The organism is Actinotalea fermentans, from assembly GCF_007991475.1.
In the GTDB taxonomy this organism is placed as follows: Bacteria; Actinomycetota; Actinomycetes; order Actinomycetales; family Cellulomonadaceae; genus Actinotalea; species Actinotalea fermentans.
This window is the reverse complement of the sequence record NZ_BJYK01000001.1, coordinates 624,852-641,195: the sequence shown is the minus strand read 5'-3', so window position 1 is coordinate 641,195 and position 16,344 is coordinate 624,852. Positions and strand designations below refer to the sequence as shown.

Annotated in this window: 17 protein-coding genes; 1 reads left to right on the top strand and 16 read right to left on the bottom strand. The window is 72.9% G+C overall.

What is annotated here, in order from left to right:
• Nucleotides 1-22: 22 nt before the first annotated feature.
• Nucleotides 23-2,305 carry a putative bifunctional diguanylate cyclase/phosphodiesterase gene (locus AFE02nite_RS03015; protein ID WP_146819055.1) on the top strand — a complete coding sequence of 761 codons (2,283 nt, stop codon included), beginning with the start codon at nt 23-25 and terminating at the stop codon, nt 2,303-2,305.
• Between the two features lie 41 nt (nt 2,306-2,346).
• Here AFE02nite_RS03015 and nusB read toward each other — a convergent pair whose 3' ends face one another.
• The 16 genes from nusB to AFE02nite_RS17910 form a co-directional block, all read right to left on the bottom strand.
• Nucleotides 2,347-2,763, bottom strand: coding sequence for a transcription antitermination factor NusB (nusB, locus tag AFE02nite_RS03010; RefSeq protein ID WP_034244950.1), 417 nt, complete (start codon nt 2,761-2,763; stop codon nt 2,347-2,349).
• Between the two features lies 1 nt (nt 2,764).
• Nucleotides 2,765-3,328, bottom strand: a complete 564-nt coding sequence (efp, locus tag AFE02nite_RS03005; protein WP_034244948.1) for an elongation factor P — start codon at nt 3,326-3,328, stop codon at nt 2,765-2,767.
• Between the two features lie 204 nt (nt 3,329-3,532).
• Nucleotides 3,533-3,973, bottom strand: a complete 441-nt coding sequence (locus AFE02nite_RS03000; RefSeq protein ID WP_034244946.1) for a hypothetical protein — start codon at nt 3,971-3,973, stop codon at nt 3,533-3,535.
• The gene (locus AFE02nite_RS02995; RefSeq protein WP_034244944.1) at nt 3,970-4,578 is read right to left on the bottom strand and encodes a hypothetical protein; all 609 of its coding nucleotides are present in this window, start codon (nt 4,576-4,578) and stop codon (nt 3,970-3,972) included. The genes AFE02nite_RS03000 and AFE02nite_RS02995 overlap by 4 nt, the downstream gene beginning before the upstream one ends.
• 40 nt (nt 4,579-4,618) lie before the next feature.
• On the bottom strand, nt 4,619-5,062 hold the full coding sequence (gene aroQ / locus AFE02nite_RS02990) for a type II 3-dehydroquinate dehydratase (RefSeq protein ID WP_034244942.1): 444 nt from the start codon (nt 5,060-5,062) through the stop codon (nt 4,619-4,621).
• A gap of 99 nt (nt 5,063-5,161) precedes the next feature.
• Nucleotides 5,162-6,280: a 3-dehydroquinate synthase gene (aroB, locus tag AFE02nite_RS02985; protein ID WP_034244940.1), complete on the bottom strand. Its 1,119-nt coding sequence runs from the start codon at nt 6,278-6,280 to the stop codon at nt 5,162-5,164.
• Entirely contained in the window at nt 6,277-6,873 is a 597-nt protein-coding gene (locus AFE02nite_RS02980) for a shikimate kinase (RefSeq protein ID WP_052113564.1), read from the bottom strand. The genes aroB and AFE02nite_RS02980 overlap by 4 nt, the downstream gene beginning before the upstream one ends.
• Nucleotides 6,870-8,090, bottom strand: a complete 1,221-nt coding sequence (aroC, locus tag AFE02nite_RS02975; protein ID WP_034244938.1) for a chorismate synthase — start codon at nt 8,088-8,090, stop codon at nt 6,870-6,872. The genes AFE02nite_RS02980 and aroC overlap by 4 nt, the downstream gene beginning before the upstream one ends.
• Nucleotides 8,091-8,190: 100 nt before the next feature.
• Complete coding sequence (locus AFE02nite_RS02970) at nt 8,191-9,048, bottom strand: hypothetical protein (RefSeq protein ID WP_034244936.1); 858 nt, start codon at nt 9,046-9,048, stop codon at nt 8,191-8,193.
• Complete coding sequence (locus AFE02nite_RS02965; RefSeq protein WP_034244934.1) at nt 9,048-9,767, bottom strand: PilN domain-containing protein; 720 nt, start codon at nt 9,765-9,767, stop codon at nt 9,048-9,050. Before AFE02nite_RS02965 ends, AFE02nite_RS02970 begins: the two co-directional genes overlap by 1 nt.
• Entirely contained in the window at nt 9,764-10,816 is a 1,053-nt protein-coding gene (gene pilM, locus AFE02nite_RS02960; protein WP_034244933.1) for a type IV pilus assembly protein PilM, read from the bottom strand. The genes AFE02nite_RS02965 and pilM overlap by 4 nt, the downstream gene beginning before the upstream one ends.
• A 116-nt stretch (nt 10,817-10,932) precedes the next feature.
• Nucleotides 10,933-11,748: a prepilin peptidase gene (locus tag AFE02nite_RS02955; protein WP_261765398.1), complete on the bottom strand. Its 816-nt coding sequence runs from the start codon at nt 11,746-11,748 to the stop codon at nt 10,933-10,935.
• A gap of 3 nt (nt 11,749-11,751) precedes the next feature.
• Nucleotides 11,752-13,338, bottom strand: coding sequence for a hypothetical protein (locus AFE02nite_RS02950; RefSeq protein ID WP_146819053.1), 1,587 nt, complete (start codon nt 13,336-13,338; stop codon nt 11,752-11,754).
• Nucleotides 13,335-13,964, bottom strand: coding sequence for a type II secretion system protein (locus AFE02nite_RS02945; RefSeq protein WP_034244929.1), 630 nt, complete (start codon nt 13,962-13,964; stop codon nt 13,335-13,337). Before AFE02nite_RS02945 ends, AFE02nite_RS02950 begins: the two co-directional genes overlap by 4 nt.
• The gene (locus AFE02nite_RS02940) at nt 13,954-15,702 is read right to left on the bottom strand and encodes a prepilin-type N-terminal cleavage/methylation domain-containing protein (protein ID WP_034244928.1); all 1,749 of its coding nucleotides are present in this window, start codon (nt 15,700-15,702) and stop codon (nt 13,954-13,956) included. The genes AFE02nite_RS02945 and AFE02nite_RS02940 overlap by 11 nt, the downstream gene beginning before the upstream one ends.
• Before the next feature lie 91 nt (nt 15,703-15,793).
• Nucleotides 15,794-16,246: a prepilin-type N-terminal cleavage/methylation domain-containing protein gene (locus tag AFE02nite_RS17910; RefSeq protein ID WP_146819051.1), complete on the bottom strand. Its 453-nt coding sequence runs from the start codon at nt 16,244-16,246 to the stop codon at nt 15,794-15,796.
• Between the last annotated feature and the right edge of the window lie 98 nt (nt 16,247-16,344).

Here is a 16,344-nt window from a genome sequence, read left to right as displayed (position 1 = left end):
CAAGAACGCCGATAGTTGGCGCGTGGGTGGAACCGTGCCGTCCTGGCTCACGGTGCTCCAGTGCCTCGTGGCCGGCGTCGTGGTCGGACTCGTCGCGATGGAGACCGGCGCCTGGCGAGGAGAGCTGCGTCGCTCCGGCGTGCGCTGGGGAAGCGCGTGGTCGCTCGCCCTCGCTGGGGTGTGCCTCCTCAACGGCCTGTACGGGGTGCTGGCCCCGGGCCCGCACGCGTCGGGGCTGCTGTTCGCCCGCTTCGTCGCCTACGCGGCGGCGATCGTCCTGGCCCTGCCCGCCGTGCGTGCGTACACCGGCGGCCCCGGCGTCCGCCGGTTCGGCACGGTGCTCCTCGCGTGGTTCGCCGCAGCCGGGGTTCTCTGGTGGACCAGCCCGCTGATCCTCGCCGGGATCGACGCCGACGGTGTGCCCAGCTACGGCCCGCTGCTTCCGCTCGCCGAGCTCGTCCCCGTCGTCGTGCTCGGCGTCTACGTCTTCCGCGCCGTCCGAGGGCTCGAGGTCACCACCGCCGGAGCCTGTGTCGCCGGTGGCGCCGTCGTCGCCGTGGTGGCCCTCGTCGGTGGCGCCGTGGCGCCCGCGTCGTGGAGCACCGAGCCCCTTCGCGGCCTGTGGGTGGTGCCGCTGGTGGCCGGCCTCGAGGTGCTCGCCGCCGCGCGCGTGCGCGCCGTGCGCCGCGCTGCGGACCGGCGCGCGCGGATGCGCGACGCCATCGCCTCCGTCTCGAACGCCGCATGGCTCGCGCACACGCCGGCCGAGCTCCTGGAGACGGCTCGCGCCCAGTGCGAGGAGCTCCTGCACGACCCGTCGATCCGCGGCACGCTGCGCCCGCTCTCCCGCGACCGGTTCGTCACCGAGTTCTACTCCGCCGAGGGCCGGGCGCTGCTGCCCGACGAGCAGTCGTTCCTGCGTGACGTCGCGCGCGTCGTCTCGAGCGCCGCCGAGCGGCACACCCTCACCAGCAAGCTGCGGGACGCGGCCTACACGGACGCCCTCACGGGCCTGCACAACCGCCCAGCGCTCGATCGCCAGCTCGCCGCCGCCCTGGGCAAGGCCGAGGTCGAGTCGACGCGCGTCGCGGTCCTCCTGTGCGACCTCGACAACTTCAAGCACGCGAACGACATGCGCGGCCGCGAGTGGGGCGACCGCCTGCTGCGCCGCGTCGCCGCGCAGCTGGTGGACGCGGCCGGGCCGGGCGCCTTCGTGGCCCGGCACGGGGGTGACGACTTCGTCGTGGTGGTCGAGCGCGCCCCCGACGACACGGAGCTGCTCGCGCTCGCCCGCCGCGTGCAGGGGCGGTTCGAGTACCTGGCGCACCGCGTGCCCGCGACGCCGATGACCGTCGGGGTCGCCGCGTGGCGCCCGGGCGAGGTGCGCGACGTCGACGCCCTCGTCCGCGGCGCGGACCTGGCGATGATCGCCGCGAAGCGAGGCAGCAAGGGCGCGGCCTTCTACGACGATCTCCTGCGCGGGGAGTTCCACGAGCGCACCACCATGCGGCGCGAGCTCGAGGAGGCGATGAGTGCCGGCGACATCGTCGTGCACTTCCAGCCGCTCACCGACACCGGGACGCTCGAGGTCGTGGGGCTCGAGGCGCTCGCACGATGGCGCCGGAACGGCGAGCTGGTCCTGCCGCAGGAGTGGCTGCCGCTCGCCGAGGAGACCGGGCTCATCGTGGAGATCGGCCGGCAGGTGTTCGCGGCGGCGCGCAACGCGTCCGAGAAGTACGACCTGCCCGTGGCGGTGAACGTGGCCGCACGGCAGCTCGACGAGGCGGACTTCGTGCGCCACGTCGAGCAGTCCTGGGGCCCGGGCGCGTGGCGCCGGCTCACGATCGAGGTGACGGAGAGCGCCCTGCTGCACGACGACGCCCACGCACGCGCCGCCCTCGCCACGCTGGCCGCCCGCGGCGCACGGATCGCGCTCGACGACTTCGGCACCGGCTACAACTCGCTCTCGCGGCTCGCGGAGCTACCGGTGCACGTGATCAAGGTCGACCGGTCCTTCGTGCACGCCTCGGGCACGCCCGAGGGCGACGCGGTGCTGCGCGCCGTCCTCGCCGTTGCGCGGGCGCACGGCCTCGACGTCGTCGCCGAGGGCGTCGAGCGTGCCGAGGAGCTGACCACGCTCGTGGGGATGGGCGTCGACACGGTCCAGGGCTTCATGCTGGGTCGCCCGGCTCCGACCCTGCCGATCCGCGGGCGGCGTCCCGGCACGGGCGAGATCGAGGCGGTCACGCCCGAGCGACTCCCCCAGCGCCTGCCGCACCAGATGTCGCCGGCCGCAGGGTCCTGACCGCGCACGGTCCTGGGCTACACGCCAGCGGCGTGGCGGCCTCAGGCCAGCAGGGTGGGCTTCAGCTCCACGAGGCGGCCCAGGAGGCCGTTGACGAACGTCGGCGAGTCGTCGGTGGACAGCGCGCGGGCCAGCTCCACCGCCTCGTCGACGGCGACGGCGTCGGGCACCTCGTCCCGGAAGAGGATCTCGTAGGTGCCGATCCTCAGGACCGCACGGTCGACCGCCGGCATGCGCTCGAGCGTCCAGCCACGCGAGTAGGTGCTGATGAGCTCGTCGATCTGCGCCTGGTGCGCCGCGACACCCTCGACCAGGTCGGCCGAGTACTGCGGCAACGCGGTCTGCGTGCCCGGCGTCGTCAGGCGCTCGGCGAGCACGTCGAGCGCGGGCCGCTCGCGCTGGTCTGCCTCGAAGAGCACGTCCAGGGCGCGCTTGCGGGCCTTGCTCCGGGCGGCCACGTCAGTCGTTCACGCGACCCAGGTACGAACCGTCACGCGTGTCGACCCGGACCTTCGTGCCGGCCTCGAGGAAGAGCGGCACCTGGATCTCCGTCCCCGTCTCGAGCGTCGCGGGCTTGGTACCGCCGGTCGACCGGTCGCCCTGCAGGCCCGGCTCGGTGTAGGTGATCTCGAGCACCACGGCGGCGGGCAGCTCGACGTACAGCGGCGCCCCCTCGTGGGTGGCGACGATGGCCGACTGGTTCTCCAGCAGGTACTTGGCGGCGTCGCCGACGACGGTCTCGCTCACGTGGAGCTGGTCGTAGGTGCTCGTGTCCATGAAGACGAAGTCGGTGCCGTCCTTGTACAGGTACTGCATCTCGCGCTTGTCGACGTTCGAGGTCTCGACCTTGACGCCCGCGTTGAACGTCTTGTCCACGACCTTGCCGGTGAGCACGTTCTTCAGCTTGGTACGGACGAACGCGCCACCCTTGCCGGGCTTGACGTGCTGGAACTCCACGACGGTCCAGAGCTGGCCGTCGATGTTGAGCACGAGGCCGTTCTTCAGGTCGTTGGTCGTCGCCACGGTGAGGTCTTCCTGGTCGTCGGGAGTCAGTCGTCGGGTGCGTGCTGCGTCAGGAGCGTTCGGCGTCGGGAGCCGGTCCCGGTGGTCGGCACGTCGGCCGTCCGCGCGCGGGGCGCAGGGAAGTCTAGCGGTCCCGTGCCGCGCCCGCGGTGCGGGCCCGCTCGTGACCGACGCCTGGGGCCGACCGCCGGCTCCGACCGCGACTCAGGCCCGGACGAGCGCGGCGCCCGCGACCCCGACGGCGCACGCCCACAGGAGCGAGGCGAGCGACCCGATGACGAACCGCTCCGAGGCGGCCGGGTTGTCGCGGAGCTCGGGATACCGCCCGAGCCCCTTCACGGCGATCACGAACGCGACGGCCGTCGGGTAGCCCAGCAGCAGGCCTCCGGTCACGGCGGCGCGCTCGAGCAGACCGATCCACGTCCCGCCGCGCAGGGCGGCGCGCGCGGTCGCCCCGGTGGGCCCGTCGCCGCCGTCGGCCACCGCCGACGCCGTCGCACCCGTCTCCGCACCGGTCACGTCCGCGGGACCAGCGTCGCGCGACCGCGCCGCGAGCCGCAGCACTCCCGCCGTCAGCGGCCACCCGCCGAACGTGCCGAGGGCCAGGGCCACCGTCCCGACGAGCGTCACGAGCCACGGGTTCATCCGTCCCCCTCCGCGAGCAACCGGGCCGCGACGGGCCGCGCAGCCACCTCCTCCGCCCACAATGCCGCACGCAGGCGTTGGCTGACGGCCTGCTGGCTGATGCCGAGACGACGCGCGGCGTCGTCCTGGGTGGCGCCGGGCGTCGTCATCGCGTCGATGACCGCCCAGCCGGCCGCCGAGCGCCGCACGACCACCGATCCCAGGAGGGTGAGCACGGCCTCGGCCCCCCGCCCCCCGTCCGGAGCTTCGGAGACCACGGCGAGCGGGACGGGTCGCGCCCTGCTCTTGGCGCGCTCGACGGCGGCGCGGGCGTGGATGAACGCCTCGCCCGAGCCCGCCCGCGCGCTCACGGGCAGCGGCTCGTCGACGGACCCGACGCCGATGCCCACGCTCCAGCCGCCGATGCGCAGCAGCGTCAGTGCGACGTCGACGGCCACGTCGGCGTCGTCGAGCACGGCCTGGACCTCGTCACCGACCGTGCGCTCGAACGGCCGGACGACGCCTCCCGCGTCCGCAGGCACGCGGGAGGTGAGGTCCTCGAGCAGCCCCGCCACCCGATCGCCATGACGCCGGCTACCGCGCTGGTCGACAGTCAGGACGTACATGCGACAAGCCTATGCCCTTGTACATCTCACTACAAGGTTTCTACCTTGTCTGACCCGCGAGGGCGAGGAGCGCCAGTCGGTAGGAGTCGAAACCGAAGCCCGCGATGGTCCCGGTGGCCACCGGCCCGACCACGCTGTGCCGGCGGAAGCTCTCGCGGGCCATCGGGTTCGACAGGTGCACCTCGATCAGGGCCAGACCCGCGGTGGTGACCTGGGCGGCCGCGTCCCGCAGCGCGTAGGAGTAGTGCGTGAAAGCCGCCGGGTTGAGCACCACCGCCGCCCTCTGGTCGACGGCCTCGTGGAGCCAGCCCACCAGCTCGGCCTCGTCGTCCGTCTGCCGCACCTCGACGTCGAGACCCGCCTCGGCGCCCCAGCGCACGGCGGACTCGCGCAGGTCGGCCAGCGTCGCCGAGCCGTAGACCTCGGGCTCCCGGACGCCGAGTCGGCCGAGGTTGGGACCGTTGAGCACCAGCACGCGCGTCATGGCGGCAAGGCTAGCGGCGCGACGGGCGCGTGCCGGGCGCCGCCGCACGCAACCCGGCTCCGGACCGGCGCCGGGCGTCGTCACCGACGCCGCCGCTGCCTACAGCAGCACGCCCGCGCCGGACGCCGGCTCCCGGCTGATCTCGGCGAACGCGGCGGCGAGCAACGTCGGGTCCGGTCCCTCGAGCCGCACCGGGCGACCGACGTCCTCCAGAACGACGAAGCGCAGGAGGTCGCCACGGGACTTCTTGTCACGCCGCATCGCAGCCAGGAGCTGCTCCCAGCGGTCCGCCCGGTAGCTCGTCGGCAGCCCCAGCGACCGCAGGATCTCCCGGTGCCGCGCGACGACGTCGTCGGGCAGGCGGCCGGCCAGGCGCGCGAGCTCCGCCGCGAACACCATCCCGACCGAGACCGCGGCCCCGTGCCGCCAGCGGTACCGCTCGACCTGCTCGATGGCGTGCCCGAGCGTGTGCCCGTAGTTGAGGATCTCCCGCCGGAACGACTCGCGCAGGTCCGCCGTGACGACCTCGGCCTTGACCCGCACGGAGCGCTCCACGAGCTCGCGGACCAGGTCGCGGTCCGTCAGCTGCGGGGCGGTGAGCGCGGACGGATCGGCCTCGATCAGCTCGAGGGTGCGCTCGTCGGCGATGAACCCGTGCTTGACCACCTCGCCCAGGCCCGCGACGCGCTCGTGCACCGGCAGGGTGTCCAGCGCGGCGAGGTCGCACAACACGCCGGCCGGGGTCCAGAAGGCACCGACGAGGTTCTTGCCCTCCTCGGTGTTGATGCCGGTCTTCCCGCCGACCGCGGCGTCGACCATCGCGACGACCGTCGTCGCGATCTGGACGACGGTGATCCCGCGCAGCCACGTCGACGCCACGAACCCGGCGAGGTCGGTCGTGGCACCGCCGCCGATGCCCACCACCGCGTCGCTGCGCGTGAAGTCGGCCTGCCCGAGCACGTGCCACAGGAAGGCGGCCACCTGGGCGGTCTTCGCGTCCTCGGCGTCCGGGACCTCGGCCAGGAAGGCCTGGTAGCCCTCCTTCTCGAGGTCGTCACGGACCGCCTCGGCGGACGCCGTCAGCGACCGTGGGTGCACCACGAGCACCTTGCGGACCTTGTCTCCCAGCAGGCCCGCCAGCTCGCCGAGCAGGTGGTAGCCCACGACGACGTCGTACGGGCGCTCTCCCCCGACCCGGATTCGTGTCGGCTCGCTCATCGCTCCCCCGTCCCGTCGGTGCGCTCGTCGTCGGTGCCCTCGGCCAGCTCCGCGGCGATGACCTCGGCGACCTGCGCGGGCGTCAGGTCGTCCGTGGCCACGCGGAGGCTCGCGACCGCCTCGTACACCGGACGACGCGTCTCCATCAGGGTCTGCCACTGCGCCCGCGGGTTGCCGAGCAGGAGGGGCCGGGACCGGTTGAAGCCCACGCGGGGCGCCGCGGCGGACAGGCTCACGTCGAGGAACACCACCGTGCCGCCCGCGGCCCGGTAGCCCGCCAGGGCAGCCTGCACCTCGCCGTCGAGGACGGCCCCACCGCCGAGCGCGAGGACGCCGGAGTGCTCGGTCAGCGCGGCCAGGACCGCGGCGCGCTCGAGGGTCCGGAACGCCGGTTCGCCGTCGTCGACGAAGATCTCGGTGATCGGCTTGCCCGCCGTCGCCTCCACGTCGGCGTCGGTGTCCCGCACGACGGCTCCGAGGCGGCCCGCCAGCTCGGCCGCGACCGTCGACTTCCCCGCCCCGGGCGGCCCGACGAGCACGACGCGCGGCCGCACGGGCGCCGTCGGGGCGCTGTTCTCCGCCGGGCCGTTCACCGCTGCAGCGGCGGGACGGCCTCGAGGTACGCCTCGAGGTTCCGCGCGACCTCGCGGACGCTGTCGCCGCCGAACTTCTCCACCACCGCGTCGGCGAGCACCAGGGCGACCATCGCCTCGGCGACGACGGCCGCGGGCGGCACGGCGCACACGTCCGAGCGCTGGTGGATCGCCTGCGCGGGCTCGCCCGTCGCGACGTCGACGGTCGCCAGCGCGCGCGGCACCGTCGAGATGGGCTTCATCGCGCCGCGCACGCGCAGCACCTCACCGTTGGTGACCCCGCCCTCGAGGCCGCCCGCACGGTTGGTCCTGCGGACGATGAGGCCGGTCTCCGGATCGCGCTCGATCTCGTCGTGCGCGGCCGAGCCGCGACGAGCAGCCGTGCGGAACCCGTCCCCGATCTCCACGCCCTTGAAGGCCTGGATGCCCATGACGGCGGCCGCCAGCCGGGCGTCGAGACGCCGATCCCAGTGCACGTAGCTGCCCAGTCCCGTCGGCAGCCCGTAGGCGAGCACCTCGACGACGCCGCCGAGCGTGTCCCCCGCCTTCTGGCACACGTCGATCTCCTCGACCATGGCGGCCGAGGTCGGCGCGTGGAAGCACCGCACCGGGTCGCCGTCCAGCGCGGCGACGTCGTCGGGCGTGGGCAGCACGGCGTCGTCGGGCACCGCGACCGGGCCGATGGCCGTCACGTGCGAGACCAGGCGCACGCCGGCGGCCTGCTCGAGGAAGGCGGCGGCGACGCGCCCGAGGGCGACCCGCGTCGCGGTCTCGCGGGCGGACGCGCGCTCGAGGACCGGCCGCGCGTCGTCGAACCCGTACTTGCGCATGCCGACGAGGTCGGCGTGGCCCGGGCGCGGGCGGGTGAGCGGCCGGTTCCGCGCGATCTCGCGCACGTCCCCGGTACCGGCGTCCACGGTGAGGCGCTCGGGCGCGACCGGGTCGGCGGACATCACGTCGACCCACTTCGGCCACTCGGCGTTGCCGATCTCGACGGCGACAGGGCCGCCCTGCGTGAGGCCGTGCCGCACGCCGCCGAGGATCCGCACCTCGTCGGTCTCGAACTTCATGCGCGCGCCTCGCCCGTAGCCGAGGCGTCGCCGGGCGAGGGCGTCGATGAGATCGTCGGTCGTCACCCGCACGCCCGCAGGCAGGCCCTCGAGCACACCGACCAGGGCGGGGCCGTGGGACTCCCCGGACGTCAGCCAGCGCAGCATGCCGTCATCCTTCCACGGGCCCGGGCGCACGCCGGCCCGCGTCCGTGCGACGGACGCGGGCCGGGTGGTCGGTGCGGACCGGGCGTTCGCCCGGCCGCCGTCAGCTCGGGGGCGCGAGGGGCAGGAACGGGTTCCGGTCGCTGTCGGGCATGGTGGGCGGGGGCGGCGTCTCGCCGTCCTCACCGGTGCCGTCCTCGCCCGTGCCATCCTCACCCGTGCCGTCCGGGAGCGGCACCGCCGACGCCGGGGGCGTCAGCACGAAGGCAAGCCCGGTCACCGTGCTCTCGACCCACCCCTCGAAGATCTCGGGGCGACCCGAGGCCTCCTCGGCGGGATCGAGCCGCACGACGTCGACCGCGCCCACGAGGAACAGCCGCTCGAGGTTCTGCGCCCGCTCGACGAACACGGCGACGTTCTCGTACGGCCCGACCACGCGGACGTTGACCTGCAGGTACACCAGGCCCTCCGGCGCCGTGGGCGTCGGGGTGGTCGGGACGGCGTTCGGGTCCGTGCCGTCCGTGACCTCGCCCTCCGGAGCGGGCGTGGCCGCGGGGTCCGTCGCCGCCGGCGTCGGTTCGGGCGTGGCTGCGGGCACCGTCTCGGCGATGGTCACCGCGGTCGGAGCCGCGGGCGTGATCTCCGTGATGAGGACCCCGGTCTCGTTCGCGATCGCCTGGAACGCGTCGACCAGCGCCGGCAGCTGGGCGTCCACGGGGATCTGCCGCTGCAGGCCGGCCAGCTCCGTCCGGTAGTCCTCGATGTGGGTGCTCTTCTCCGCCAGCGCGGCCACCTCGGTACGCAGGATGTCGTTGCGCATCTCCGTGTCGTCCACCATGGCCTGCGTCTCCGCGGCCTCGTCGAACTTCGGTGAGATGACCAGGAACCAGCCCACGGCCGACAGGGCCAGCACCAGCACGACAGCCCCGGCGATCCAGCCGGCCGATCGTCCGCGTGCCATCACTCGTCCCCCTCAACCTCGGGCTCGTACCGGAGCGCGAACGCGGCCTCGTTGATCTGCACGGTCGCGGTCACGCTGTAGTAGGCGACGTCGTTCTCGGCCGTGAGCGTGTGCTGGCTGAACCAGGCGTGCTCGAAACCAGGGATGGTCTCCAGCGCCCGCAGCCAAGCGGCCGTGTCCGGGACGGTCCGGGACTCCACCGTGAGGCTCACGGTGCCGACGCCTTCGCCACCGAGCACGTCCGGCGGGGGGACGGGAGGATCGATGACGGTGGTCCCGAAGAGCCGCACCGTCTCGATGCGCACCCCCTCCGGCGCGGTCGCCGCGAGGGCCCGCAGGTACGGGCGCCACAGGATCTCGGTCTGCATGCTCAGCTGGCGCGCCTGCGCGGCGCGGTCGAGCTCCGCCAGGACCAGCGGCACCTCGGCGTACTGCTCCTTCTGCGCGTTCAGGTCCTGCGTCGTCTGCTGCGCCGCGGCCAGGTCGTCGGCGGCCGCGTCCTTCGCGCGCACCCCGAGCAGGTACAGGCCGGCCAGACCGACGAGGGACAGGGCCACGAACAACGCCAGCCAGCGCTTCGTCCGCGCCAGGCCACGCGCCGCGGCCACCTCCGGGGGCAGCAGGTTGACCTGGGGGTACGGCGGCGCCCCAAGCGCGGGCGCCCGCCCCGACAGGCGCGCGCGTCCCTTCGAGGCCGGCGCGTCGGTCGTCGTGCTCATGCTGCCACCCCCAGGGCGAGACCGATCGGCATGGCCAGCGTCGACGATGCCGCGGCGAGCGCGTCGGACTGCAACGACTTCGCCACCCGCATCGTCGACAGCGGGTCACCGAGGGTGACCGGAAGGCGGCTGGCGCTCGAGAGGTACTGCCCGAGTCCCGGCAGGTGGCAGCCGCCCCCGGTCAGGACGACGACGTCGATGCCGTCGCCGTGGTGGTTGCCGGCGTAGTACACGAACGTGTTCCGGACCGCCTCGACGAGCGGCCGGACGGAGTTGTTGACCGCCTCCGCCGCCACCGCCAACTCCGGGGCGACGGCGTAGCCGACGCCCACCTGCCGCTTCACGTTCTCGGCCTCCGGGCCTGCGATCCCGAGCGCCGACGCGACGGCGTCGGTGACGGACTGCCCGCCGCTGGGCAGGATCCGCACGAAGCGCGGCATGCCGCGGCTCGCGATGACGAGCTGGGTGATCCGCGCGCCCACGTCGACCACGGCGACGGTGCGGTTGACCAGGTCGCCGCGCACGACCGCGCGCAGGAGGGCGAAGGGGTTCAGGTCGACGAGCTGCGGACGCAGCCCGGCGGCCTCCACCGCCATGACGTTCGCCCGCACGGTGTCGCGGGTGGCCGCCACCAGCATCCCCTGCAGCATCCGCCCGGTCTGCGCGTCCACCTCGCCCGTGGGGTAGTAGTCCATCAGCGCGTCGTCGGTCGACATCGGGAGCAGGTCCTGGACCTGGAAGGCGAGCGAGCCCCGCAGCTGTGGCAGCGGCATCCACGGCAGGTCCAGCGCGCGCACGACGACGCGCTGGTTCCCCACCCCGATGTTGACGTTCCTGGTCGGGAACTTCGCCGACGACCACAAGGACCTGATCGCCGACGCGACCGTCGTCGCGTCCTCGACCTCGCCGTCCCGCACGGCTCCCGCCGGGAGCGGCGCCTCGGCATAGCGCACGAGCGTGGGCGCGCCACCGCGTGGGCCGGGCTGCACCTCCGCGGCCCGCACATGGCTCGTCCCGATGTCGAGCCCGACCACTCCGACCTTCGCCACTGTGTCCCCTCTCCCGCGCGAGCCTGCCGACCGGACGGGCGCACGATCTCCTGCTGGGGTATCGGGCGTCAGCCGCCCGGGCTTGAGCCCCGGACCTGCCGCGAATCTCCGATCCGTCAGGTGGCTGCCAGGCCGACCAGCGAGAGGTATGACGCCCACAGTGGCTCGCCGACGGCCACGCCCAGCGCCGCGCCGAGCACCATCCACGGGCCGAAGGGGACGCGGCTCTTGCGACCCGCCCGTCCGGCCAGCAGCAGCCCGATGGCGTACACGCCCCCGAGCAGGAAGGCGGCGAACGCGCCGATGGCGAACGCCCCCCAGCCGAGCCAGGCCGTCACCGCCCCGAGGAGCCCCGCCAGCTTGACGTCGCCGTATCCCATTCCGCCCGGTTTGACGCTCATGAGGACGTAGTAGCCGATCCACAGGGCCGCGCCGCCGATGAGCGCCCGCAGAAGGGCACCCCAGTCGTCGGTGAGCCATGACGCCAGGACCAGCCCTGCCCCCACCACCACGTACGAGGGCAGCACGATGGCGTCAGGCAGGCGATGCACGTCGAGGTCGATCAGCGCCAGGGCGAAGCACACGGCGCCGAGGTAGAGGTAGACCGGCAGCGCCGGGCTCCACCCGAGGCGGAGCTGCACGAGGACGAACAGGAGCGCCGTGGCCCCCTCGACGGCCGGGTACCGCACGGGGATGCGGACGCCGCAGTCCCGGCACCGCGCGCGCAGGAGCAGCCACGACAGCACCGGGACGTTGTCCCGCGGACGGATCCGGTGGCCGCACTGCGGGCACGCGCTCGGCGGCGCGACGACCGACTCACCGCGTGGCACGCGCCAGATCACCACGTTGAGGAACGAGCCGACCAGCAGGCCGAGGACACCGACCGCGCCGGTGCCCAGGGCCGCCAGCAGTCCTGGGTCGATCAGCTCCACCCGTCAGTGCGTCTCGCGCTTGTAGACGATCTCCACGTCGTACGACTCCGCCGTCGTGGACCCGGACGAGAGGCCCCAGACCGGCAGCGGGTCGTAGATGACGTTCGCCTTGTTGTCCCAGGTGAAGCTGCCCTGCGCGTAGATCTGCCCCGCCGTGCGGCCCTGGTTCGCCTTGACGATGCTGCACGGGCTGTACAGGAGCACCCGGACCGGGCTCTCGAACGAGACCTGGTTGTTGAGGTCGATCCCCACCGTCGGGTTGCACGTGACGGCCGAGCCGGACCACGTCGCGGGCTGGATGAAGTACACGTTGCGGTCCGCGTCGGGCCCGGCGGAGACGAACTTGACGCTGTTGGACACCACGAACCCGGCTCGGCTGATCACGAGCAGGTCCCGCCCGAACGTGACGGTGTTCATGCCACCCTCGAACCGCACGGGGTTGCCCGGGCAGTCCACGACGACGATCGTGCTGGAAGCGGTGTCCGCCGCCATGTTGTCGCGGATCCAGTTCGCGGCGTAGTCGCTGCTGCTGCCGTTCGGCTTGCCGCAGGTGGAGCCGGAGAACGTGACGACCTGCGTGTAGCCGTGCGCTGTCCAGTCCGACTGAGCGTTCGGCCACTCGATCTTCGGGAACGGGTTGTCGACGGGCTTCGGGGCCTCGATCGCCTGTCCGCTCAGGCACTTGTCAGGGGAGCCGAGGCACGCCTTGCCTGCACCACCGCTCGCCACGGTCACGACGCCCCGGGCATAGGCGGTGCCGCCGAGCGTGGCCTTGTCGAGATTGATGTTGCCGGCGGACCGGATGCTCCCCTGGACGGTCGGCGAGTTGTTCAGGTTGACGGTGCCGCCGTTCCAGATGCTGCCCTTCACCGTGCAGGGGTTCGCGAGGTTCACGTTTCCCACGGCGACGATCGACCCGTCGTAGGTGCCCTGGTTGACGCAGTCGAAGTCGCCCTTGGAGTAGATGTTGGCGGCCTGTCCCGGGGTGTCGGAGCCGTTGATGACGTCGTTGTGGTTCGTGAACCGCACCGACGTGTCGGAGTGGATCGCGTTCTCGAGCATGTTGGTCACGTGCGGCTCGAGCGTGACGAGCGTCTCCATCGTGCGCCGTGCCACCTGGGCGTTCCCGATCGGCTCCGCCGCGGACGTCGCGGAGACGTGCGCGCTCGCGATGGCCGTCCCCGCGCGGACCGCCGCACAGGTGACCTCCGTGCCCGCCGCGTTGTAGTACGTGACCTCCACCGAGATGTCCACGTCGTCGGCGAGGAAGGAACGCGAGGACGGCACCGCGGGGTCGGGGCACGGGTATGACGCGACGTTCGACGTCTGGAGCGTCGCGAGGACCGCATCGATCGCGCCCTCGGCGGTGGTCACCGCCGTGGCGCGCTGCCGGTCCCGCCCCGAGGCTGTCGCCTCGTACACGGCGGTGGACACGATGGCGACCACGAGGATGCCGACCAGGACGACGACGGCCATGGCCGAGATGAGGGCGACGCCCTCGTCCCCGGGGCGCGCCGGGCGCACCCGCCGCAGACCCGTCCGCTCCCGACCGGTCCGTCGCACACGCACGTTGCGGAACACGAGCATCATCCTCCCACCGGAGCCGGCACTGGCGTGCACTGCCCTGCATCGAAGCCGTAGGTCGTGTTGCGGCCGGTCAGGGCCGAGTCGATCTTGACGTCGCGCCCCGTCCGCGCATCGCGCGCGTAGATCGCCACCCGCACCAGCCGCTCGTCGTAGGCGGTGTCGGCGCCCTCGAGCTTGAACGGCGCGCCGGTGAGCGTGAGGTCGGTCGCGACGGTCGTCCACTCCGTCGACGCGCCGCCCGGGAGCCACGAGCGGGACCGCAGGTACGACTCGCCGGGCCCGTTGTCGACCACCTGCCACTGGTAGCAGCGCGGGACGCCGTCGGCCTGGGTGTACACGCGCATGCACGTGCCCGTCCGGGTCGTGGCGTTGCCGGTGCACGTGGACGGGATCGTCTCGGCGCCGGGATTGAACAGGACGTTGCCAGAGCGGACCTGTCGGTCGATCGTCTGCAGCGCCTCGCGCACCTCCGCCACCGCGTTCGCGCTCTGGAGGACCTCGTCGCGCGACCGCATGACGAGCATGACGGCCGTCATGATCATCGTCATCGCGATGCCGAACACGATCATCGCGGTCAGCAGCTCGACGAGCGTCATGCCGGCGTCGCGCCGGTCGTCGTCACGGCGCATCGGTCACCGTCCGGTACCCGGCGCTGGCCGTCAGGCCGCCGAGGTCGACCTCCGTCGCGAAGCTGCCCACCGGCGCGCCGCCTGTGGAGATGGTGACGCGCAACGACACACGCACCGACGACGAGCCGTCGACGGTCGACGTGCACGACTCGTTCACGCACGGCGTCGTCGCCGACCGCGACGAGCGGGCGGCGGTGGGGACGCGCACCATGACCTCGCCCTCGTAGTGCACCTGGTAGGCGCCGTAAGTCAGCGTCACGGGAGCGATCGGCCAGCCTCCGGGAGCGGGCGGCGTGCCCGGGCCGTTGAGGTTCAGCGTCGTGTAGCCGGTGCCGTTCCACACGTACGCCCGACCCGTCCGCGTCCAGGTCGGCGCGGTGGCGCCGATGCCCTCCTCGGCCTTGGCCGTCTCCGTGCTGGCATCGACCTTCACGAGACCGGTGAAGGAACCTGGTACGCCCGTCGCACCGGTCGGCGACCCGACGACGACCGCGCCCGTCGCCCGCTGCGCGGCGGCGACGGCGCAGCCGACGCCCGTCGACGCGTTGGAGCAGAAGCCCGAGTTGGCGCTCGCCAGGTGCGCGCCGACGGCCCGGGACGGCGAGCTCGGCGCGCCGACCTCGACGATCGCGGCGACCCCGCCCGCGGGCGTCGTGTAGGTCAGCGCGGCGCCCGAGCCGCTGCTGATCGCTGAGGTCGAGCAGGCCCGCTCGGCGTTCGTCGGGCCCGTGATCAGCGTGGAGCCCGTGGGCGAGACGCAGTTCTTCGACATGACCGCGGAGCGGACGGTGCCGCTGTCGGACGTCGACGGGCGCACGGCCAGCGCACCGGCCGGCCCGGCGAGCGACTGCGTGGCGCTGCTGTGGCCGCTGGTGGTCAGCACGCCGGAGTCCTGGTAGGCCACCGAGGACGGGTCGGAGTCGACCGACGCCTCCGCGACGGCGCCGCCCGCCCTGGTCGGGGTCGTGGAGATGCCCGCGCTCGTGGTGGCGACGTTGGCGCCGCCGGTGACCGTCTGCTCGACGGTGACCGCCGACCGGAAGCTCGGCAGCGCGATGTCCAGGCCGCTGCCCGAGAACCCCTCGAGGGTCGCGCCGATGATGGGACCGACCGTGACGTACCCCGCGCCCGCGGAACCCGCGTTCGCCTGGAGGTACGCCTGGCAGGGCGCCGCGAACGGGTGGTTCGAGGTCGTCAGGCACCCGTTCGGCGGGGAGTACGTGGTGGTGCGCTGGGAGACGGTCTTGCCGCCCGGGAAGACGTTGCTCGTCCACTCCACGACGGCGGTCAGGTTGAACCCGGGGCCGCTCGGCGGGTGCGTCACGTAGGTGCGCACGGTGTAGCTGACGTTCCCGACGGTCCTCGGGTTGTTGTCGCTAGGGTCGCTGGGGTCGTCGTAGGGACCGGGCGACCATGCGTTGACGACCAGGGCCTCATTCGGCGCGCCGGTCTCGAGCAGCGAGGTCTGCAGGTAGCCGGCTGAGACGTACGGGTCGGCCGGCGCGCTTCCCGATCCGGTGGTGACCGTGTCGTACGGGAGGGCGCGCAGCCGCTCGAGGACCTCGGTGGCCAGTGCTGTGGCGGTCTGGCGCTCGCGCGCCTGCACGACGGTCTTCAGGGCACCGACGATGGTGCCCATGAGGGCGCCCATGACGATGAGCGTGATGACCATCGCCAGGATGACCTCGATCAGGGTGAACCCGGCGCTGTCAGCCTCAGCACGGCTCCGCTGTCCCATGGGCTCCTCCTTCCAGGCCGGCGCTCTCGCCACCAACTGCGAACGGTGGGGTGAGCGGGCGGTGCCCGCTCACCCCACCGTCAGCCACGGATCAGCTGCAGGTCGCGCTCTTGAACACGCCGTTGGGGCCAGCGCTCCAGGTGGCGGCTCCGGCCTCGGCCGGGTCGACGATCACGCAGTAGGTCGACGAGGTCGCCGGCGTCGCGAGGATGGTCGCGTTGTTGCCCGGACCGACCTTGACCGTCGTCGCCTCGCCGGCGATCGTGAGCGTCGCGTCCATCGTCGACGTGCCGTTGGTGTTGTTGCCCGCGAGCGCGATGGCCAGCGAGGCGTTGGGGGCGTCCACGAACGCCGCCGCGATCTCCTTCGAGATGTTGGTCGCGTCGCTCTTGGCCGAGGCCTCCGCCGCCTTCTTCTTCTGGTTGAGGAAGACCGGGATGGCGATCGCGGCCAGGATGCCGATGATGATCATGACGACGAGGAGCTCGATCAGGGTGAAGCCCTGGTCCTTCTCCTCCATGGACTTGCGAATACGAGCGATCATCGCTCTCCCCTTCGTATGCGGAGTCAGTGCCGGCGAGCCGGCGTTCGGGGTGGTGCTACGGGTTCTTCGTCGGGCTTCCTGCGGACGAACTTGAGCCC